The organism is Bacillus sp. z14 (2026) (genome assembly GCF_058313575.1).
In genome coordinates this window covers 42,314-62,771 of the sequence record NZ_JBZFQK010000005.1, presented here as the reverse complement: position 1 = coordinate 62,771, position 20,458 = coordinate 42,314, and the positions used below count along the sequence as shown (strand labels likewise).

19 protein-coding genes and 1 tRNA gene are annotated in these 20,458 nt (G+C 39.2%); 19 read left to right on the top strand and 1 reads right to left on the bottom strand.

The window, feature by feature from the left end; translation table 11 throughout:
- Positions 1-11 precede the first annotated feature (11 nt).
- The 8 genes from AC4G3O_RS15500 to uvrC all read left to right on the top strand — a co-directional run bounded on the left by AC4G3O_RS15500 (position 12) and on the right by uvrC (position 10,315).
- Complete coding sequence (locus tag AC4G3O_RS15500) at positions 12-2,369, top strand: endonuclease MutS2 (protein WP_140462243.1); 2,358 nt, start codon at positions 12-14, stop codon at positions 2,367-2,369.
- A 361-nt stretch (positions 2,370-2,730) separates the two neighbouring features.
- Positions 2,731-4,434 (top strand): long-chain-fatty-acid--CoA ligase, encoded by a 1,704-nt coding sequence (locus AC4G3O_RS15495; RefSeq protein ID WP_139892813.1) that lies wholly within the window; start codon positions 2,731-2,733, stop codon positions 4,432-4,434.
- 130 nt (positions 4,435-4,564) lie between these two features.
- Positions 4,565-5,146 (top strand): fatty acid metabolism transcriptional regulator FadR, encoded by a 582-nt coding sequence (gene fadR / locus AC4G3O_RS15490; protein ID WP_066108759.1) that lies wholly within the window; start codon positions 4,565-4,567, stop codon positions 5,144-5,146.
- Between the two features lie 36 nt (positions 5,147-5,182).
- Positions 5,183-5,956 carry an enoyl-CoA hydratase gene (locus AC4G3O_RS15485; RefSeq protein ID WP_139892815.1) on the top strand — a complete coding sequence of 258 codons (774 nt, stop codon included), beginning with the start codon at positions 5,183-5,185 and terminating at the stop codon, positions 5,954-5,956.
- 126 nt (positions 5,957-6,082) lie between these two features.
- Positions 6,083-6,856 (top strand): electron transfer flavoprotein subunit beta/FixA family protein, encoded by a 774-nt coding sequence (locus tag AC4G3O_RS15480; protein ID WP_066108751.1) that lies wholly within the window; start codon positions 6,083-6,085, stop codon positions 6,854-6,856.
- A 67-nt stretch (positions 6,857-6,923) separates the two neighbouring features.
- On the top strand, positions 6,924-7,901 hold the full coding sequence (locus AC4G3O_RS15475) for an electron transfer flavoprotein subunit alpha/FixB family protein (RefSeq protein ID WP_490558435.1): 978 nt from the start codon (positions 6,924-6,926) through the stop codon (positions 7,899-7,901).
- A gap of 182 nt (positions 7,902-8,083) precedes the next feature.
- Positions 8,084-8,398, top strand: a complete 315-nt coding sequence (gene trxA, locus AC4G3O_RS15470; protein ID WP_066108745.1) for a thioredoxin — start codon at positions 8,084-8,086, stop codon at positions 8,396-8,398.
- A 129-nt stretch (positions 8,399-8,527) separates the two neighbouring features.
- Entirely contained in the window at positions 8,528-10,315 is a 1,788-nt protein-coding gene (gene uvrC / locus AC4G3O_RS15465) for an excinuclease ABC subunit UvrC (protein ID WP_066108740.1), read from the top strand.
- 114 nt (positions 10,316-10,429) lie between these two features.
- On the opposite strand, the gene AC4G3O_RS15460 is transcribed toward uvrC, so the two are convergent.
- Entirely contained in the window at positions 10,430-10,891 is a 462-nt protein-coding gene (locus AC4G3O_RS15460; RefSeq protein WP_066108735.1) for a YslB family protein, read from the bottom strand.
- Positions 10,892-11,297: 406 nt separating this feature from the next.
- Here AC4G3O_RS15460 and AC4G3O_RS15455 point away from each other — a divergent pair, with 406 nt between their 5' ends.
- From AC4G3O_RS15455 to AC4G3O_RS15405, 11 genes are all read left to right on the top strand, one after another.
- The gene (locus AC4G3O_RS15455) at positions 11,298-11,915 is read left to right on the top strand and encodes a succinate dehydrogenase cytochrome b558 subunit (protein WP_066108731.1); all 618 of its coding nucleotides are present in this window, start codon (positions 11,298-11,300) and stop codon (positions 11,913-11,915) included.
- Between the two features lie 57 nt (positions 11,916-11,972).
- Complete coding sequence (sdhA, locus tag AC4G3O_RS15450) at positions 11,973-13,733, top strand: succinate dehydrogenase flavoprotein subunit (RefSeq protein ID WP_066108728.1); 1,761 nt, start codon at positions 11,973-11,975, stop codon at positions 13,731-13,733.
- Between the two features lie 2 nt (positions 13,734-13,735).
- Positions 13,736-14,497 (top strand): succinate dehydrogenase iron-sulfur subunit, encoded by a 762-nt coding sequence (gene sdhB / locus AC4G3O_RS15445; RefSeq protein WP_066108725.1) that lies wholly within the window; start codon positions 13,736-13,738, stop codon positions 14,495-14,497.
- A gap of 303 nt (positions 14,498-14,800) precedes the next feature.
- Positions 14,801-15,271: an acyl-CoA thioesterase gene (locus AC4G3O_RS15440; protein WP_139892818.1), complete on the top strand. Its 471-nt coding sequence runs from the start codon at positions 14,801-14,803 to the stop codon at positions 15,269-15,271.
- A gap of 119 nt (positions 15,272-15,390) precedes the next feature.
- The gene (locus AC4G3O_RS15435) at positions 15,391-15,615 is read left to right on the top strand and encodes a helix-turn-helix domain-containing protein (RefSeq protein WP_066108719.1); all 225 of its coding nucleotides are present in this window, start codon (positions 15,391-15,393) and stop codon (positions 15,613-15,615) included.
- A 281-nt stretch (positions 15,616-15,896) separates the two neighbouring features.
- Entirely contained in the window at positions 15,897-16,718 is an 822-nt protein-coding gene (gene racE, locus AC4G3O_RS15430; RefSeq protein ID WP_066108716.1) for a glutamate racemase, read from the top strand.
- A gap of 163 nt (positions 16,719-16,881) precedes the next feature.
- The gene (locus AC4G3O_RS15425) at positions 16,882-17,973 is read left to right on the top strand and encodes a GerMN domain-containing protein (RefSeq protein WP_066108713.1); all 1,092 of its coding nucleotides are present in this window, start codon (positions 16,882-16,884) and stop codon (positions 17,971-17,973) included.
- Positions 17,974-18,117: 144 nt separating this feature from the next.
- Entirely contained in the window at positions 18,118-18,855 is a 738-nt protein-coding gene (gene rph, locus AC4G3O_RS15420) for a ribonuclease PH (RefSeq protein WP_139892820.1), read from the top strand.
- A gap of 46 nt (positions 18,856-18,901) precedes the next feature.
- A complete protein-coding gene (locus tag AC4G3O_RS15415; RefSeq protein WP_491136436.1) occupies positions 18,902-19,507 on the top strand; it encodes an XTP/dITP diphosphatase in 606 nt (201 codons plus the stop codon).
- The gene (locus tag AC4G3O_RS15410) at positions 19,504-20,016 is read left to right on the top strand and encodes a metallophosphoesterase family protein (RefSeq protein ID WP_491136435.1); all 513 of its coding nucleotides are present in this window, start codon (positions 19,504-19,506) and stop codon (positions 20,014-20,016) included. The genes AC4G3O_RS15415 and AC4G3O_RS15410 overlap by 4 nt, the downstream gene beginning before the upstream one ends.
- 174 nt (positions 20,017-20,190) lie before the next feature.
- Positions 20,191-20,264 (top strand) — tRNA-Arg (locus tag AC4G3O_RS15405).
- Positions 20,265-20,458: the final 194 nt, after the last annotated feature.

Here is a 20,458-nt window from a genome sequence, read left to right as displayed (position 1 = left end):
GATTTTTCTCCATGCAAGACAAAGTATTAAAAACACTCGAGTTTACAAAAATCATTGCACAATTGCAAAAACATGCTTCTTCCAGTCTGGGAAAAAGCCTAAGTGAACAGTTAATGCCCAATACCGATTTGGAAGAGGTTAAACGTACTCAATATGAAACAGACGAGGCTGCAACCGTATATCGCTTAAAGGGCAATGTGCCTCTTGGAGGGATATTTGATATTCGCTCCCATATAAAACGAGCTCGGATTGGTGGTGTTCTCAGTCCTGTTGAATTGATGGAAACATCAAGTACACTGAGAGCAGGACGGACTCTACGCAGATTTTTGGAGGATATGCAGGAAAATGAAATCGAACTTCCTATTCTCTATGAATATAAAGACCAATTAGTGAATCTGAGTGATCTGGAAAAAGACATCAATATGGCAATTGGGGACCATGGTGAGGTTCTGGACTCTGCCAGTGATACGCTCCGGACGTTGCGTCAGCAATTGCGCACGAATGAAGCAAGAGTTAGAGAAAAGCTTGAAAGTATGATTCGTTCAAGCAATGCCGCCAAAATGTTATCAGATACGATTGTGACGATTCGGAATGATCGTTTTGTCATACCTGTAAAGCAGGAATATAGAAATCATTATGGCGGTATTATCCATGATCAATCTGCATCAGGGCAAACCTTGTTTATTGAGCCGCAGTCTATTGTTCAATTGAATAATACATTACAGGATATTCGCGTAAAAGAAAGTAGGGAAGTAGAACGTATACTAACAGCACTTTCCAATGCTGTAGGCGAGTATGCAGATGATATTCTACTGAATGTCTCTATTTTGGCTAAGCTCGATTTTGCCTTTGCAAAAGCAAAATATGCAAAAGCTATTCATGCATCCATGCCGATTATGAATAATCAGGGAATCATTAAGCTTAAGAAGGCAAGACATCCGCTCATTCCAAAAGAAGAGGTTGTTGCCAACGACATCATTCTTGGAGAGACCTATGGGACGATGGTCATTACAGGACCGAATACAGGCGGTAAAACCGTCACATTAAAAACGGTCGGTCTTTGTACATTAATGGCTATGGCAGGTTTGCAGGTACCGGCAATGGATGGATCAGAATTAGCAGTTTTTAAATCTGTATATGCAGATATCGGTGACGAACAATCGATTGAGCAAAGCTTGAGTACATTTTCATCTCATATGGTGAATATAGTGGAAATCCTAGAAACCTTGGACTTTGAATCACTCGTATTATTTGATGAGCTTGGAGCTGGAACAGATCCTCAGGAAGGAGCGGCACTAGCGATTTCAATTCTGGATGAAGCACATTCACGTGGAGCTAAGGTTATTGCTACAACCCATTATCCTGAGCTGAAAGCCTATGGATATAATAAAGAAGGCGTCATGAATGCAAGTGTGGAATTTGATGTAGAAACGCTCAGTCCAACCTATCGACTGCTTATCGGTGTGCCTGGTCGAAGTAATGCGTTCGAAATCTCTACGAAGCTGGGTTTAACTGAACGGATTATTCGCAACGCTCGTGGAATGATTGGAGCCGATTCCAATAAGGTTGAAAACATGATTGCATCTTTGGAAACTTCACGAAAGGAAGCTGAAAAAGACTGGCAGGAAGCGGAAGAATATTTGAGGGATGCTGAAATCCTTCATCAAGATTTACAAAAACAATTAATGGAGTACGAGGATAAAAAAGATACGCTAATCGAAAAAGCCAAGCAGGAAGCAAGGCAACTCGTAGAAAAGGCTCAAAAAGAAGCGGAGGAAATTATCCGTGAGCTGAGACAGATGCGAATCGAAAAGAGTGCTGAAGTCAAAGAGCATGAATTGATAGAGGCGAAGAGAAGGCTTAATGAAGCAAAACCTGAGGAATCCAAAAAAATAAGAAAAGCCGCTGTATCGTCAGCCAAAAGGACGCTTAAGCCTGGCGATGAAGTTAAGGTTCTCACTTGGGGACAAATTGGTCAATTAATAGAAAAGATATCCGATCATGAGTGGAATGTTCAAATGGGAATCATGAAAATGAAAGTGGATGAGAAAGATCTCGAATTTAAGAAAAGTCCAAAGCCAGTCGAGACGAAAACGATCACCAAGATTAAAGGTAAAAATTTTCATGTTAATCTAGAGCTTGATCTCCGTGGTGAGCGTTACGAAAATGCATTGTCTAGAGTGGAGAAATATATTGATGATGCCTTGCTTGCCGGTTATCCGCGTGTTTCCATCATTCATGGGAAAGGAACAGGGGCACTGAGACAAGGAGTCAGAGAGTATTTGAAGAATCATCGTTCAGTCAAATCAATGAGGTTTGGGGAAGCTTCTGAAGGTGGAATTGGCGTGACGATTGTTGAATTGAAATAAGGGAGAACACAGGAGGAGACCATGGAAACACTGGGGAAGATTTTGTTGGTGGTATCTGCTTTATTTATCATTGTCGGGATCATATATATGGCCTTCTACGCGTGAGTGCGTGAGTGAAAGAGTTTAAATGGTGGGGGGTCCCGCTGTTTAGGCTCTTTTTTATATCCTGCCGGCAAGTTAAGTACACATTGAAAGCAAAAAAGTGATTATTGGATATTCAGGACTTCCAAAATCATTCTTTAGGAGTTAAGAACTAGATAATTCAAATAAAGTTAACAGAATATTAGTAAAATATTGTCACATAAAATTCATTATACTATAATTAACTAGGAGAAATAGCTTTTTAAGGGAGGTTTTTACATTGTTAGAAGAAAAACCATGGTTTAAGCATTATCCAGAAGAAATCCCGAAAAGCATCGAGTATGGACATAATTTAATACAGGATTATTTAAAACAGTCTGCTTACAAATACCCAACTAAAAACGCCATTCATTTTATGGGAACATCAATTACGTACAAGAAACTGTATGAGTATGCATTGCAATTTGCCCATTATTTGAAAAAGCTAGGCGTTGAAAAAGGTGACCGAGTAGCTATCATGCTACCAAATTCGCCGCAGGGAGTCATTGGTTATTATGGATCATTGATAGCAGGTGCTATAGTGGTTCAAACGAACCCTCTGTATATGGAAAGAGAAATCGAATACCAAATGCAGGATTCAGGTGCCAAAGTTATCCTGACTTTAGATATTTTGTTCCCCCGTGTCATGAGTGTCATGAAAAAAACAGATTTACAGCATATCATCGTTGCTCCCATCAAAGATTTTTTACCTTTTCCAAAGAACTTAATTTATCCATTTATCCAGAAAAAGCAATATGGCATTGTCGTCAATGTTGAGCATAAAGGCAATCATCATCTCATGTCTGAAATCCTAAAAACATCACCGAAAACCGAGGTCGAGTATGAAGGCAACCCGGAAGAAGATCTTGCCTTACTGCAATATACCGGTGGAACAACTGGTTTTCCTAAGGGAGTTATGCTGACACATAATAACCTGGTAGCCAATACAAAAATGTGTGATGCCTGGCTCTATAAATATAAAGAAGCAGAAGAAAAAGTCCTCGCAATATTGCCTTTTTTCCATGTCTATGGGATGACTACCGTTCTTATCCTTTCTATCATGAAGGGCCATGAGATGATTATATTGCCAAAGTTTGATGCCGTTACGACCTTGAAGACTATACAGAAACAGAAGCCAACTCTATTTCCAGGAGCTCCTACCATGTATATTGGCTTATTAAATCATCCCGATATATCGAAGTATGATTTATCATCCATTGATGCCTGTATAAGTGGTTCAGCAGCACTCCCAGTGGAGGTTCAGGAGAAATTTGAAAAACTCACTGGAGGTAAATTGGTCGAGGGCTACGGTTTGACAGAAACATCACCGGTAACTCATGCTAATCTTTTATGGAATGACAAGCGTGTGAAGGGAAGTATTGGTTTGCCATGGCCAAGTACGGAAGCAGCAATTCTATCTTCTGAAACCTTAGAGCCGTTACCTCCAGGCGAGGTCGGTGAACTAGCAATAAAGGGACCGCAAGTTATGAGAGGTTATTGGAATCGTCCTGAGGAAACAGAAAGCGCTTTCTCTGGTGAATGGTTATTAACGGGAGATATGGGCTATATGGATGCAGAAGGATACTTCTACATCGTGGATCGTAAAAAAGATATTATTATTGCAGGTGGGTTCAATATTTATCCGAGGGAAATTGAAGAGGTATTATATGAGCATGAGGCTGTTCAGGAAGCCGTGGTGGCGGGTGTGCCTGATCCATATCGCGGAGAAACCGTGAAAGCGTATGTAGTATTGAAAGATCAAGCAAAAGTGACCGAGCAGGAATTAAATGCATTTTGCCGTAAGCATTTGGCTGCCTTTAAAGTACCTCGTCTATATGAATTCCGCGATGAGCTTCCGAAAACCGCGATTGGTAAAATTCTACGACGTGTATTGGTTGATGAAGAGAAACAAAAACAACAAACAATTGATAAAAGAGAGGCTTAATGGATTCTGAAGAAAGCTCTTCGCAAAACCATTTGATTGAAAAGGGATTTAGCTTGACTTTATTATTTTTCCCCTCTAATATGAAATTATGAATGACTATTCATTCATTTTTAGAGGAGGAAGAATGATAATGAAAAAAGACCGCCCAAAATACAAACAGATTATTGATGCAGCCGTGATTGTTATTGCAGAAAACGGCTACCATCAAGCACAAGTCTCCAAGATAGCAAAGCAGGCGGGTGTAGCGGATGGTACGATTTACTTGTATTTCAAAAATAAAGAAGATATTTTGATTTCCATGTTCCAGGATAAACTGGGAAGTTTCATATCCAGTATTGAAGAAGAGATGGAACGGGTATCCAGTGCAACTGAAAAAATGCTGGTGCTGGTGCGCAAGCATTTTGAGATTCTTTCTGAGGATAAGCATTTGGCTATCGTTACACAGTTGGAATTACGGCAATCCAATAAAGAGATACGTTATAAAATTAATGATGTTCTTAAAGGATATTTAAAGCTTGTTGATTCCATTTTAGTTACAGGAATTGAACAAGGGGAATTCCAAGATAAACTTGATGTTCGTCTGGCTCGTCATATGGTATTTGGTACGCTGGATGAAATCGTTACGACTTGGGTGATGAACGAGCAAAAATATGATCTTAATAAGCAAGCTGAACCAGTTCACCATTTAATAATCAAAGGATTGGGTGCTTGAATGAGATAACCATGATACAAAAAAGGGGTAATACAAATGAAGACATTACGTGTATATGAGGAGAATCAGGTGGCCTATGTCTCTATAGATAGGCCACCAGCTAACGCACTGGCTTCTGATCTTCTTGAAGATTTATCCGCCATGTTTGATTCGATTGAAGAAAACGAGGATGTGCGGGTTGTTGTCCTATATGGAGAGGGGAAATTTTTCTCAGCTGGTGCAGATATTAAAGAATTCACGACAGTTACATCCGAAGGAGATTTTTCTGCTCTTTCTAAAAGAGGACAGGATTTATTTGAAAGGATTGAACGGTTCAAAAAACCGGTCATAGCGGCCATTCACGGCGCTGCATTGGGAGGCGGACTTGAGCTCGCTATGTCTTGCCATCTGCGATACGTAACTGAAAGGGCTAAGCTTGGATTGCCAGAGCTGCAGCTGGGTCTTATTCCCGGTTTTGCTGGTACTCAAAGGCTCACTCGTTTTGTGGGAGCATCCAAAGCTGCAGAGATGATGTTCACATCTGAACCTATTTCTGGTTTGGAGGCTGTTGAAGCAGGACTTGCAAATAAATCCTTCAAGGATGAAGAGTTAATGGATGCCGTAAAAGAGATTGCCGGTAAAATTGCAGGAAAAAGTCCAATTGCACTAGAGAAAGCCATCCACCTTATTAACTACTCTAAGCATGAACAATATTACAAAGGAGTAGATGAGGAAGCTATCCAATTTGGCAAAATCTTTGTCACTGAAGATGCTAAAGAGGGGATTCATGCATTTTTAGAAAAACGTTTGCCGATTTTTAAAGGAAAATAGGCGGTCAATAGCGAATCATTTTGTGAGTAACCTCTTCTCTTTGAGTGGGAGCTTCAGAGAGTAGGAGTTATATATATTTAGTTTTCTCAATCTTCAAAATTAATACGAACTATAGGAGGGCAATACATGAATATCTATGTTTTGCTAAAAAGGACATTTGATACAGAGGAGAAAATTTCATTATCAAACGGCCGTATTCAAGAAGATGGCGCTGAGTTTATCATTAACCCGTACGATGAGTATGCAGTGGAGGAAGCTATCCAGGTGCGTGATGCACAGGGCGGCGAAGTGACTGTTGTGACAGTCGGCGGAGAAGATGCAGAGAAAGAGCTAAGAACTGCACTTGCAATGGGAGCTGATAAGGCAGTTCTTATAAATATTGAAGATGATGTGGAAGATGGAGACCAATATACAACTTCTAAAATATTAGCTGAGTATTTAAAAGAACAAGAGGTTGATTTGATTATTGGAGGGAATGTGGCAATTGATGGAGGTTCCGGTCAGGTAGGACCGCGTGTAGCCGGTTTACTTGATATCCCTTATGTAACTACTGTTACTAAACTTGAAATTAACGGCGAAAATGTAACCGTTACCAGAGATGTTGAAGGGGATTCTGAGATTATTGAAACTTCTCTGCCTTTATTAATTACAGCTCAACAAGGTTTGAACGAGCCGCGTTATCCATCCTTACCAGGGATTATGAAAGCGAAGAAAAAACCGCTTGAGGAATTGGAACTGGATGACCTTGATCTTGAAGAAGATGATGTAGAAGCTAAAACAAAGAGTATTGAAATTTATCTGCCTCCTAAGAAAGATGCCGGTAAAGTTTTACAAGGGGAAATTCCTGACCAAGTAAAGGAACTGGTTAATCTGCTTCGTACTGAAGCAAAGGTAATTTAATTTAAATAAACGGTGATAGTGATAGATAGCAACGAACACAAAGGGAAAAATAACGGGAGGTAAAATTATGTCTAGAAAGATTTTAGTTTTAGGTGAAACAAGAGAGTCTTCTCTTCGTAATGTATCCTTTGAAGCAATCGCTGCAGCTAAGACAGTTGCTGAGGGCGGAGAAGTTGTAGGCGTTATACTTGGAGAGTCTGTTACAGAGATTGGGATGGAATTAATTCATTATGGAGCCGACCGTGTTATCGCTGTTGAGAATGAACAGCTAAAACAGTATTCATCAGACGGTTATACTCAGGCCTTGTTAGCTGTGATTGATCAAGAATCTCCTGACGGACTTATTTTCGGCCATACTTCATTGGGAAAAGACCTGGCGCCGCGTGTTGCTGGTAAATTAAGTTCCGGACTAATTTCAGATGCGATTGGTGTAGAAGAGGCAGGCGGAAATATCGTCTTCACACGTCCAATCTACTCCGGTAAAGCATTTGAAAAGAGAATTGTAACAGATGGACTAGTATTTGCTACTATTCGACCAAATAATATTGATCCGCTTGAGCATGATCCTTCCCGTACGGGGGATGTTTCAACTATATCTGTAGATATCAAGGATTTACGTACCGTTATTAAGGAAGTATTACGTAAAGCAACTGAGGGAGTTGATCTGTCAGAAGCTAAAGTAATTGTTGCCGGTGGACGGGGAGTAAAAAGCGAAGAAGGTTTTGAACCACTAAAAGAATTGGCCAACGTTCTTGGAGGTGCTGTTGGAGCATCTCGCGGAGCATGTGACGCCGAATACTGTGATTATTCTCTGCAAATTGGCCAAACAGGTAAGGTCGTGACACCGGATCTGTATATTGCTTGTGGAATTTCCGGAGCAATCCAGCATTTAGCCGGTATGTCTAACTCCAAAGTAATTGTAGCAATCAACAAAGACCCAGAGGCTAATATTTTTAAAGTAGCTGATTACGGTATTGTTGGCGATTTATTTGATGTAGTTCCTTTATTAACAGAAGAGTTCAAAAATCTTCTTGTGAAATCTTAAGTTCATATTTTGGGTAAACAGGGTGGCAAAAGCCATCCTGTTTTTCAACATAAAGGTAAAATTAGTACAAACCCATTTCTTTGAAATTCAGGATAATTAAGCAGGACAGTAGCCATCCTATATAGAACAGTGGTATACTCCACTTATAGTTTACTTAATGTATGCTTTAGGAGGTAAAATTCATGGCAATTTCTAATGTAACGGATCAAACATTCGTAACTGAAACAGGCGAAGGCTTGGTTTTAGCTGATTTTTGGGCACCTTGGTGTGGACCTTGTAAAATGATCGCACCTGTATTGGAAGAAATCGATGCAGAGTTAGATGGTAAAGTTAAAATCGTTAAACTTGATGTAGATGAGAATCAAGAAACAGCTGTTAAATTCGGTGTCATGAGCATTCCTACACTTGTTCTTTTTAAAGATGGAGAAGTAGTAGATAAAGTGATCGGATTCCAACCAAAAGAAGCACTTGTTAATTTGATTTCCAAGCATTCTTAAGGTTTAACGTAAAAAAGACTTCGGACGACCGGAGTCTTTTTTCTTTTGGAAAGTATTAAAACCTCCTTTAATTGTAAAATCCGTTTATAATATATAGAAACTTAAACTTTAAGTAGAGGGGGGACCCTTTTGAATCAACATATAAAAGATAAGCTTAGCTTGTTACCCGATCAGCCGGGATGTTATCTAATGAAGGACCGACAAAATGTTGTTATATATGTGGGAAAAGCCAAAGTTTTAAAAAATAGGGTACGTTCTTATTTTACTGGTTCTCATGATGGGAAAACCCAGCGCCTTGTATCGGAGATTGAGGATTTTGAGTATATCGTAACCTCTTCTAATATGGAGGCACTCATATTAGAAATGAATCTAATAAAAAAATATGATCCAAAATACAATATCATGCTGAAGGATGATAAAAGCTTTCCGTTTATCAAGATCACTTCGGAAAGGCATCCTCGATTAATCATTACAAGAAACGTAAAAAAAGATAAAGGTAAGTACTTTGGGCCCTATCCAAATGTATATGCAGCCAATGAAACTAAAAAGCTGTTAGACCGGCTGTATCCGCTCAGGAAGTGTACAACCTTACCGGCTAAAGCATGTTTGTATTATCATATTGGACAATGCCTTGCACCATGTGAAAAGACGGTCAGGGAAGATGAATATAAACAAATTACAGATGAAATAACAAAGTTTTTAAATGGCGGTTTTAAGGATATCAAGAAAGATTTACAGGATAACATGTATAAAGCATCAGAAGAATTGGACTTTGAACGGGCCAAGGAATTAAGGGACCAAATCGCTCATATTGAAGCAACAATGGAAAAACAAAAAATTGTATTCAGCGATTTAACGGACCGGGATATATTTGGATATGCAGTTGATAAAGGTTGGATGTGTGTCCAAGTCTTTTTTGTTCGGCAAGGAAAGCTGATTGAGAGAGATGTCTCGTTATTCCCTTTATATGATGATCCTGCTGATGAGCTATTGACCTTCTTGGGGCAATTTTATTCTAAGCCAAATCATTTTAAACCACATGAAGTACTCCTCACTGATGATATAGATATAGAATTGGCTGAAGGACTTCTTGACGTGAAAGTGGCACAGCCTAAACGTGGACCAAAGAAAGACCTGGTGAAACTTGCTGTTAAAAATGCAAAAATCGCCTTGCAGGAGAAGTTTTCTTTAATCGAAAGAGACGAAGAACGGACGATAAAAGCAATTGAAAACTTAGGAGAAATCATGGGGATTCATACACCGCATCGAATCGAGGCTTTCGATAACTCGAATATTCAGGGTGTTGATCCTGTCTCTGCTATGGTTGTATTTATTGATGGGAAACCTGAACGGAAGGAATACCGGAAATATAAAATTAAAACCGTAATCGGCCCGAATGACTACGATTCCATGAGAGAAGTCGTCAGAAGGAGATATGCCCGCGTACTTCGAGAGAATCTCCCTTGGCCGGATTTAATCATAGTTGATGGAGGCAAAGGACATATTGAGGCAGTTCGCGAAGTAATTGAGGATGAATACGGAATGGAGATTCCTGTAGCGGGATTGGCTAAGGATGATAAACATAAGACCTCCGTATTGCTATACGGAAACCCTTTAGAAATAATTCCATTGGGCAGAACCAGCCAAGAGTTTTACCTCTTGCAGCGTATACAGGATGAGGTTCACCGATTTGCAATTACCTTCCATCGGCAAATTAGAGGAAAATCAAGCTTCCAATCTGTCCTGGATGGAGTTCCTGGTATAGGAGAGAAAAGAAAGAAAGTACTGCTTAAGCATTTTGGCTCGATTAAAAAGATGAAAGAAGCCACATCAGAGGAATTTATAAAATTGGGAATCCCTGAAGCAAGCACCAAGGCTTTATTGGATAAACTAAATGAAGAACAAAAAAATGACTAACCAGTAAACCTGCACCTTTAATTTTATGGTGCAGGTTTTTTATTGAAGGTAAACAGATATCATAGAGAAAAAGGGCAATTCATATATGGAATTACCCTTTTTAATCAATTTACATTAAATGGTATCTTTATTGTCGGTTTTCACCGTGAAGTATACTTTATTTGCCCGTTTTTTTTGTTCTTCATAGCTTTCAGAAACTACTTTTCTCTGATGTTCTGTTTGGTAGGCAAGAAAACCTGCTTCTAATTGGAAATGGGTATTTTCGTTGATTGAAAATCTGCGGTTAATTAATTCACCTGTAAGCTCCCACTTTAATTCATCTTTTGTTTCCTTTACCAGCGTAAGGTCGCCCCAACCGGCGTCATGAAAAAACGTGATGGTTTCTTCTGTACTAGATAATGGAAATCTTCTTCCGAGTTGCTTTCCAGCCCAATAAAGGATTTGAGGGCCTTCCTTTCCCAATAAATCTTCCAAAAGGAATTCTCTTATTATTTCATACCCAAATGCAGGTATTAACGGCTCATTTTCAGTGACAGGTGCCATTTCTACTGACTCTAACTTATCTTCTTTTGTCATAGTTTCCCCTCTTTCCTTACATTATTATAGCTATATATATGGGAGTGGATGCAAGGGTAAAGTTGTATTTTCTATTAAGTATTTTCCAGGTAATATATAGAAATAGAAAAATATCAGTTATTTACAAATTATCGGTAGAAATAGGAAATCTCTGTATCCGTTTTCTTGACGCATTTTGGTTGAAAGGAGTACAATAAAACCGTCACATAATTGTAAGAATATGTGGAATTATTTTTGTTTTTATACTATTCATCTATTAATTTTGCAGAAAAATGTTTTTGGCATCTTAGATGGGTGGTGGGTTAGATGATTGCAGCTATGTTGAAGACCTGCTTGCAATTATTTAAGGCATAGTCCTTATCCAAGGCTATACTTTTATTTTTTCATTTTCAGAGGGAGGGTAACTATGGAGAGTCGTCGCGAGTTTAATTTACGTAGGTTACATTCGTTGTTAGGGGTATTACCAATCGGGCTTTTTTTGATTGAGCATTTAATGGTCAATTATTTTGCGACAAGAGGGCCTGAAGCATTCAACAAAGCAGCTGAATTTATGCATGATTTACCTTTTAGGCTTTTAATGGAGATTGTTGTCATCTATTTGCCAATCCTTTTCCATGCTGTATTAGGTCTTCATATTGCATTTACGGCGAAATATTCAGTGGGAAGTTACAGCTATTTCCGTAACTGGATGTTTGCTTTACAAAGAATCACAGGTATCGTGACTGTAGTTTTTATCGTTTGGCATGTATGGCAAACGAGGGTGCAGGTCGCATTGGGTGATACAGCAAATGCGGATATGATGGTTGAAATTTTTTCTAATCCATTTATGATTGCTTTCTATATGGTAGGTGTACTTTCAGCAATATTTCACTTTGCAAACGGGTTATGGTCATTTGCTTTAAGATGGGGACTTATCGTAACACCAAAATCCCAAAGAATATTTACATATATAACTCTTGGAGTTTTTGTATTTTTAGCTTTTATATCCATTCGCACGCTGCTGGCGTTTATCAACATGGCTTAAACAATTGCAATAGCTTAGCAGGTGAGTCTGCTAGTTTAATAAGGAGAGGGTCGGTTTATGAGTAAAGGTAATATAATCGTAGTCGGCGGCGGTCTTGCTGGTTTAATGGCTACCATCAAAATCGCTGAAGTAGGACATAAAGTAGAACTTTTTTCAGTCGTACCCGTTAAAAGATCCCATTCTGTTTGCGCCCAAGGGGGAATTAATGGAGCGGTAAATACAAAGGGTGAAGGTGATTCTCCTTGGGAGCACTTTGATGATACCGTGTATGGCGGTGACTTTCTGGCTAACCAGCCGCAGGTAAAAGCAATGTGTGATGCGGCTCCTTCGATCATTCATATGTTTGACCGTATGGGCGTTATGTTTAACCGTACGCCTGAGGGATTGCTCGACTTCAGACGTTTCGGCGGTACACAGTATCATAGAACAGCATTTGCAGGCGCAACTACTGGCCAGCAATTGCTCTATGCATTAGATGAACAGGTTCGTCGTTATGAAGTGGCGGGTCTTGTTCAGAAATATGAGGGTTGGGAATTCCTTGGAGCGGTGCTGGATGATGAACAGATATGCCGCGGAATTGTAGCACAAAATTTAACCTCTATGGAAATTAAATCTTTCCGTGCGGATGCAGTTATTATGGCAACCGGAGGACCTGGAATTATTTTTGGTAAATCTACGAATTCCATCATTAACACTGGTTCAGCAGCTGCGATTGTATATCAGCAGGGTGCTACCTATGCAAATGGTGAATTTATTCAAATACATCCAACGGCAATCCCTGGGGATGATAAACTTCGATTAATGAGTGAGTCTGCGCGTGGAGAAGGCGGACGTATTTGGACTTATAAAGATGGAAAGCCTTGGTACTTCCTTGAAGAGAAATACCCTGCTTATGGAAATCTAGTTCCTCGTGATATCGCAACACGTGAAATTTTTGATGTGTGCGTGAATCAAAAGCTGGGAATCAACGGTGAGAACATGGTCTACTTGGATCTTTCTCATAAAGATCCTAAAGAGCTTGATATTAAATTGGGCGGTATTATTGAAATCTATGAAAAATTCACTGGTGAAGATCCGCGCAAATTGCCTATGAAAATCTTCCCGGCTGTTCACTATTCCATGGGTGGACTATGGATTGATAATGACCAAATGACTAAAATACCTGGATTATTTGCTGCCGGTGAATGTGATTTTTCACAGCATGGAGCTAACCGTTTAGGAGCGAACTCCCTGCTATCCGCCATTTATGGAGGAAGTGTTGCAGGACCAAATGCGGTACGCTATGTAAATGGACTTGCTAGAAACGCTGATTCCCTACCGGATTCTTTATACGAACAGCATGAGAAGGCTGAAATGGAAAAATGGAATCGCATTATGTCCATGAATGGAACAGAAAATGCTTATTCCATCCATAAAGAATTGGGTGAATGGATGACCGATAATGTAACAGTAGTTCGTTATAATGATAAGCTTCAAAAAACAGATGAAAAGATTCAGGAGCTGCTTGAAAGATGGGAAAACATTAATATTAACGATACGGCAAAATGGAGCAACCAGGGAGCATCATTCACACGTCAGCTATACAATATGCTTCAACTGGCACGCGTTATCACATTGGGTGCCCTGCAGCGTGACGAAAGCCGTGGTGCTCACTACAAACCGGATTTCCCAGAACGAAATGATGAAGAGTTCATGAAAACGACAATGGCTGACTTTGTTGATGGAAAATCTGCACCAAATATTTATTATGAAGAGATTGATGTCTCACTTATTAAGCCGCGTAAACGTGACTACTCTAAGAGCAAGGGGGCAAATTAATTATGGCTACAGAAAGTAAAGTACTGTTTAAGATCCAACGCCAGGATAACCCGAACTCTGAGCCTTATTTTGAAGAATTTGAGTTGTCCTATCGACCAAATATGAATGTCATCTCTGCACTAATGGAAATACGTCGTAACCCGGTTACAAAGGAAGGCAAGAAAACAAGCCCGGTTACGTGGGATATGAACTGTCTGGAAGAAGTTTGCGGTGCCTGTTCCATGGTCATTAATGGAAAGCCACGTCAATCCTGTACGGCATTAGTGGATCAATATGAACAGCCAATCGTGCTGGAACCAATGCGTACTTTCCCGGTTATCCGTGACCTTCAGGTAGACCGTAGCAGAATGTTCGATTCACTTAAAAAAGTTAAAGCCTGGATTCCCATCGATGGTACGTACGATTTAGGTCCGGGACCTCGTATGGCTGAGAAAAAACGCCAGTGGGCATATGAATTATCTAAATGTATGACTTGCGGTGTTTGCCTGGAGGCCTGCCCGAATGTAAATGATAAGTCCAATTTTATCGGACCTGCTCCTGTGTCACAGGTTCGTCTATTTAACGCTCATCCAACAGGTGAAATGCAAAAAGCAGAACGTCTGAATGCGTTAATGGGTGACGGAGGAATTCAGGATTGTGGTAACTCCCAAAACTGTGTTCAAGTTTGTCCGAAAGGTATTCCTTTGACAACCTCGATTGCTGCATTAAATCGGGACACGAATGTCCAGGCTTTCAAAAATTTCTTTGGAAGTGACAAAATCTAAGTCTTTTCATTTTGATAGTCTTAGATGGATGTGAATAAATGTAATATAGTAAGAAAGGCCGTCTGTAATAGTCAGACGGCCTTTTCCGTTTAGCGATTGTGTTATGTTTGTAGAAATATAAATAAATAGGTTAGTACTACATTTGTGATCATACAATAAAGTTTTATTTTTATTCACTTGTAATCTAAGCAAAGGACATGGTCCAAAAAACATGCTATCCACCAGTAAAATAATTACAATTTCGTCGATTTTTCTGTATAATGAATGAATAGTCATTCATATTTATAGAGAGGTGTGTTCCCAATGGGTAAAATTGCATATATTAAAGACATGGAAGAGTGGAAAGAAGAATTTACTTTTTCTTATTCTATTAAAGTTAGATTTTCAGAGACAGATATGTTTGGGCATTTAAACAATACAGTGCCTTTTACGTATTTTGAACAGGCACGGATTGAATATTTTAAAAGTCTTGGCATGATGCAGGATTGGGTGGATACCAAACATGAAACGATTCCTGTAGTAGCTGATCTTCAATGTGATTTTCTCCACCAGGTTTTTTTCGATGAGAAACTCAATATTAAAGTTAAGGCAAATAAAATAGGCAATTCATCGGTTGATATCCATTATCTTGGTCTACGAGAGGATGGGGTTCCCTGCTTCACCGGTCGAGGAACAGTTGTCCAAATTTCCAGATTAAGCGGTAAGCCGGTAGCTTGGACAAAAGAGATGAAGGAATTGTTTAATGACGGATTGAAGAAGCAACCTCAATCATAAAAACACGTTCATTCTTATCTAAATATAGTCACTCCTTATAGACCAGTCACATACACTATCGTGACTAAATATATACCCAATCCTAAGGTTATGGCTGGTAGCAAGGAGGGTTACAATAGTTGAAGGAGAACGATTTCACTCATAAACCTTTACTCACAAAAAGAGAAAGAGAAGTATTTGAGTTATTGGTACAGGACAAAACAACAAAAGATATCGCTAAGGACCTCTTTATTAGTGAGAAAACTGTGAGAAATCACATATCTAATGCGATGCAAAAATTGGGCGTAAAGGGCCGTTCCCAAGCGGTCGTAGAACTACTTCGAATGGGTGAATTAGAATTATAAGATCATTCAATGATCTTTTTAGAAGCTCGCCTAGCAAATGATCTATTTATCATTGTTCTTGACAATTCCTTTATGAGTCCATAAATTAGGAAGAGTAGCGAATATCAAATCACTATACACGTCATTGTAAAATGTAAAGTATGTGGTTTGAATCACTACTCTATTTTTATGCCCAAGTGATGGATTGGAAAAGAAATAAACTAATGATAAAGTGATATACAGTCCGGTTTAAATAATAGAGCAAAATGCTGCAAGCAAAAGATAGATAGAGGCGATCTGATTTGGATAGAGAAAACCCAATAGGACTTATCGATTCGGGAGTTGGCGGATTAACGGTTTTTAAAGAATTTATCAGGCAGCTTCCAAATGAAAATTTAATATATCTTGGTGATACAGCCAGATGTCCATATGGGCCCAGACCAATGGAAGAAGTTCGAAAGTTTACATGGGAAATGGCTCATTTCCTTTTGAAGAAGAATATTAAAATGTTAATTATAGCTTGTAATACCGCGACGGCTGCCGTACTTGAGGAAATGAGGGCAAGCCTGCCAATTCCGGTTTTGGGTGTTATTCAGCCGGGAGCTAGGGCAGCGATTGATGTATCAAAATCAAGAAACATCGGTATTATTGGTACGGAAGGAACAGTGCGCAGTAAAGCATATAATAAGGCGTTATTAAGCATTCATCCAAAGGTACACATTGAAAGTTTGGCATGCCCAAAATTTGTCCCTCTGGTAGAAAGCGGGGAATGGAACAGTGCAATTGCTAAAAAAATTGTTGCTGAAACATTAAAGCCCTTGAAAAATAGGAGCATGGATACATTGATTTTGGGATGTACACATTACCCATTGCTAACAGAACCTATATCAAATTATATGGGATCCTATGTGACGGTTATATCATCAGGGGAAGAAACGGCCAGAGAGGCAAGTGTACTATTGGAGCATGCTGGCATGCTAAATAAGGAAACCCCTCAGCCAACCTACAATTTCTATACTACCGGCTCCAGAAGAATGTTTAAATCTATTGCTTACGCCTGGCTTGGTGAAGCAGTTGAAACGGTTGAACATGCTACGCTTAATCAGTTGGTAGATGGAGACTAGTAAAGCAACTTATAAAAACCCTTGCACAATTTTAAGTATGAAAATACTTCGCTAAAATTGTGCAAGGGTTTTTTTAATCCATAATTTTTTTCTGCCTATAAAGGTATAAAATGAGCCAAGCCCCGTATATATGTAGTACAAACAGTCTTAGGAGGAATGGTGTATGCCTTTACGAACGAAATCAACATTGGTTGCTTCGGTACTTATATCATCTGTTTTAGTGTCAGGCTGCGGCTTGTTCGATTTACCAAAAAAAGAAGAAATTGATCCGCCACAGGATGTTACTTATTTGAAGGAGCAGGCAGAGGGTGAAGAAGAAGTTGTCAATCAGGAGGGTGTTAACACCAACGAAGAGGCAGGAAAGAATGAAGAGGCATTAAAGGTTCAAACGGAATTATATTTAATGGATGCAAATGGATATATTGTGCCACAAACCATTCCATTGCCAAATACAGAAAGTGTAGCTAAGCAGGCGGTGGAATATTTAGTGACGAACGGCCCGGTATCACAAATGCTTCCGAATGGATTCAAAGCTGTTTTGCCGTCAGATACTGCTGTTAAAAGTGTAGACATTAAGGATGGAGTAGCCACCGTAGATTTTTCTAAAGAGTTTAAGGAATATAAAAAAGAGGATGAAACGAAAATTCTGGAGTCAGTGACTTGGACTTTAACGCAATTTGATAAAGTGGAGAAAGTAAAATTGCAAATCGAAGGGCAAGCATTAAAGGAGATGCCCGTTAATAAAACAGCAATACAAAACGGAACATCAAGATTAATGGGAATTAATAACGATCATACAGACACGACCGATATTATGAATACACGTCCTGTTACGGTTTATTATATGTCCGGTGAAACAGATAACTATTATTATGTACCAGTGACAAAAAGAATCAGTAATCAGGAAAATGATCATGTAGAAGCCGTAGTCAGCAGCCTGATTAAAGGTCCGGGTTATTCCTCTCCGCTTGTTACGGAGTTCAGACCTGATGTTGCATTAGTCGAGGAACCTAAAATAGAGGATGGCGTGGTTACACTTAATTTTAATGAATCTATTTATTCAAGCTTTGATGGGGAGGAGAAAATAGTATCCGGCCATTTATTAAATGAACTGGTGCTTTCTCTTACTGAGCAAAAAGATATAAAGAAAGTGGCGATTCAGGTAAATGGAGAGGGTGAGCTTCTGAAGGAAGATGGCAAGAAGCTATCGGAACCGGTAACACGACCTGAAACCGTCAATACAGGTAAATACTAATAGTGAAAAAGATGGGCAAGTTCCGTTTAGGAGCTTGCCTGTTTTTAATTTGGACATAAATGGCAATATTGTTTGGACAGGGTGCTTTTTTATTGATTTAGGGTATGCTAAACTAAGCATGATGTATACATTTAGGAGGTACCTATGAGATTTGATGGTCGAAAGAAGAATGAATTAAGACCCGTACATATAGAAACAAATTATATTAAACACCCGGAAGGCTCGGTGTTAATCAGTGTCGGTGATACAAAGGTGATTTGTACAGCCAGTGTAGATGACCGTGTTCCGCCATTTATGCGCGGAGAAGGAAAAGGATGGATTACGGCAGAGTATTCAATGCTGCCTCGTGCAACAGAGCAAAGGACGATGCGCGAATCAACTAAAGGGAAAGTTACTGGACGTACGATGGAGATCCAGCGTTTGATTGGGCGCGCTTTACGTGCGGTAGTCGATTTGGAAGCGCTTGGAGAAAAAACAATCTGGATTGATTGTGATGTGATTCAGGCAGATGGAGGAACAAGAACAGCTTCGATTACAGGTGCATTCGTTGCAATGGCGATTGCGCTCGATAAGCTTCAGGAGGCAGGGAAAATTAGCTCTTATCCGATTAAAAACTATTTAGCTGCCACATCAGTCGGGATGATTGAGGAGCTTGGAGCGGTTCTTGATTTGAATTATCATGAAGACTCTAAGGCTTTAGTGGATATGAATGTCATTATGACAGGCGCAGAGGAATTTGTGGAGCTTCAGGGAACCGGAGAAGAAGCGACTTTCTCCAGACATCAATTGAATGAATTACTTGACCTTGCAAGTGAAGGTTTACAGCAATTATTTACTGTACAGCAAGAGTCATTGGGAGATATAGCAGCTAAAATTCAGTAAAGCGTACCAATTTATACGATTTTTCTCTTGGGAGGAGAAGTTGAATATGAATACCGTTTTAATTGCAACCAAAAATAAAGGTAAAGCAAAAGAATTTGAAGCATTATTTTCCCCAAAAGGGATTAAGGTTATTACCCTATTGGATATTGAGAATGCGATTGATGTTGAAGAGACAGGAAGCACATTTGAAGAAAATGCTCTTTTGAAGGCTAACACTATTTCTGAGCTTATGAATATGCCTGTTTTGTCTGATGATTCTGGCTTGGTCATTGATGCATTGGATGGACGTCCGGGTATTTTTTCGGCAAGGTATGCAGGTCCAGGAAAAGATGATAGAGCTAATTATGAAAAGGTTCTTAATGAGCTAGAGGGTGTACCTAAAGAAAAACGAACTGCCCGTTTTTATTGTGCAATAGCACTTGTCGGTCCGAAGATGGAACCTATTACAGTTTCCGGAACATGTGAGGGAATCATTGCTGACGCGCCGGATGGCGAGAATGGCTTCGGATATGATCCTATTTTCTTTGTGCCGGAAAAACAAACAACGATGGCGAACCTTGAAGCAGAGGAGAAAAACAGAATCAGCCATCGAGCGAATGCTTTAAAAGAATTAGAGAATGTACTAAATGAAAAAGTAGTGGAATTCCTATGAAATGTTTAATTGTCAGTGATAGCCATGGCTTACTGGAAGAATTGGACGTTTTGCATGAAAGACATAAAGAAGAGGTCGATCTGTTTATACATTGCGGGGATTCAGAATTATCTTGTGATGATCAAGTAATTCAGTATTATCAAACTGTACGAGGTAATTGTGATTTCGGAGAGGACTTTCCGGAGGATTTAATTGCACATCTTGAAGACTGGTCAATACTTGTTACACATGGGCATTTATACAATATCAAATCTACGTTGATGAATATTAGCTTGAAAGGGAGAGAGGTTGGTGCGAATGTTATCTGTTTTGGCCACTCTCATATAGCAGGTGCAGAAAAAATTGATAACTGCCTGTATATTAATCCCGGCAGTATACGTCTACCGAGAGGAAGTCAGTATAAAACCTATGTGATTCTCGAAAAACAAGGTCAGAATGCAATCGTTGATTTTTACACAATGTCTGGGGAAAAATTACCAGGCTGGCAATTGAAAACAACACTTTCCTAAATCAAAAAAAAGTTGTATAGTAAGTGAAGGGAATATACAGATCAGGATTTGTGAGTTCCCTTCCCTTCACTTTTAAAAAGATAAAAAACTTTTTCAAAAAAGTTATTGACTTATAAATAAAGTGATTATATAATAATAAATGTCGTTAAGGACAACGTAAAAAAATAAAAACATGTCCCAGTAGCTCAGCTGGATAGAGCAACGGCCTTCTAAGCCGTCGGTCGGGAGTTCGAATCTCTCCTGGGACGCTAGTAAAAAAAACCTCTTATTTTCATAAGAGGTTTTTTGTTTCTAAATCTAATAAGTATGAAGCTAGAATGATTAAATCTATGGTATAGACAAATTCTCTTCCAAGTCCGTTAATTAAAGAAAGAGGCAAAACCTTTTAAAGTTGGTTTTGCCTTTTTTTACATTTAATATTGAAATTATACAAATAACCTAT

Excerpts from the sequence above, each read along its gene's own strand:
- AC4G3O_RS15500 (WP_140462243.1), top strand. The coding sequence starts at position 12 with ATGCAAGACAAAGTATTAAAAACACTCGAGTTTACAAAAATCATTGCA.
- sdhB (WP_066108725.1), top strand. The coding sequence starts at position 13,736 with ATGGCTACAGAAAGTAAAGTACTGTTTAAGATCCAACGCCAGGATAAC.
- AC4G3O_RS15440 (WP_139892818.1), top strand. The coding sequence starts at position 14,801 with ATGGGTAAAATTGCATATATTAAAGACATGGAAGAGTGGAAAGAAGAA.
- AC4G3O_RS15455 (WP_066108731.1), top strand. The coding sequence starts at position 11,298 with ATGGAGAGTCGTCGCGAGTTTAATTTACGTAGGTTACATTCGTTGTTA.
- AC4G3O_RS15460 (WP_066108735.1), bottom strand. The coding sequence starts at position 10,891 with ATGACAAAAGAAGATAAGTTAGAGTCAGTAGAAATGGCACCTGTCACT.
- rph (WP_139892820.1), top strand. The coding sequence starts at position 18,118 with ATGAGATTTGATGGTCGAAAGAAGAATGAATTAAGACCCGTACATATA.
- AC4G3O_RS15425 (WP_066108713.1), top strand. The coding sequence starts at position 16,882 with ATGCCTTTACGAACGAAATCAACATTGGTTGCTTCGGTACTTATATCA.
- fadR (WP_066108759.1), top strand. The coding sequence starts at position 4,565 with ATGAAAAAAGACCGCCCAAAATACAAACAGATTATTGATGCAGCCGTG.
- AC4G3O_RS15410 (WP_491136435.1), top strand. The coding sequence starts at position 19,504 with ATGAAATGTTTAATTGTCAGTGATAGCCATGGCTTACTGGAAGAATTG.
- AC4G3O_RS15480 (WP_066108751.1), top strand. The coding sequence starts at position 6,083 with ATGAATATCTATGTTTTGCTAAAAAGGACATTTGATACAGAGGAGAAA.
- sdhA (WP_066108728.1), top strand. The coding sequence starts at position 11,973 with ATGAGTAAAGGTAATATAATCGTAGTCGGCGGCGGTCTTGCTGGTTTA.
- AC4G3O_RS15475 (WP_490558435.1), top strand. The coding sequence starts at position 6,924 with ATGTCTAGAAAGATTTTAGTTTTAGGTGAAACAAGAGAGTCTTCTCTT.
- trxA (WP_066108745.1), top strand. The coding sequence starts at position 8,084 with ATGGCAATTTCTAATGTAACGGATCAAACATTCGTAACTGAAACAGGC.
- AC4G3O_RS15415 (WP_491136436.1), top strand. The coding sequence starts at position 18,902 with ATGAATACCGTTTTAATTGCAACCAAAAATAAAGGTAAAGCAAAAGAA.
- AC4G3O_RS15485 (WP_139892815.1), top strand. The coding sequence starts at position 5,183 with ATGAAGACATTACGTGTATATGAGGAGAATCAGGTGGCCTATGTCTCT.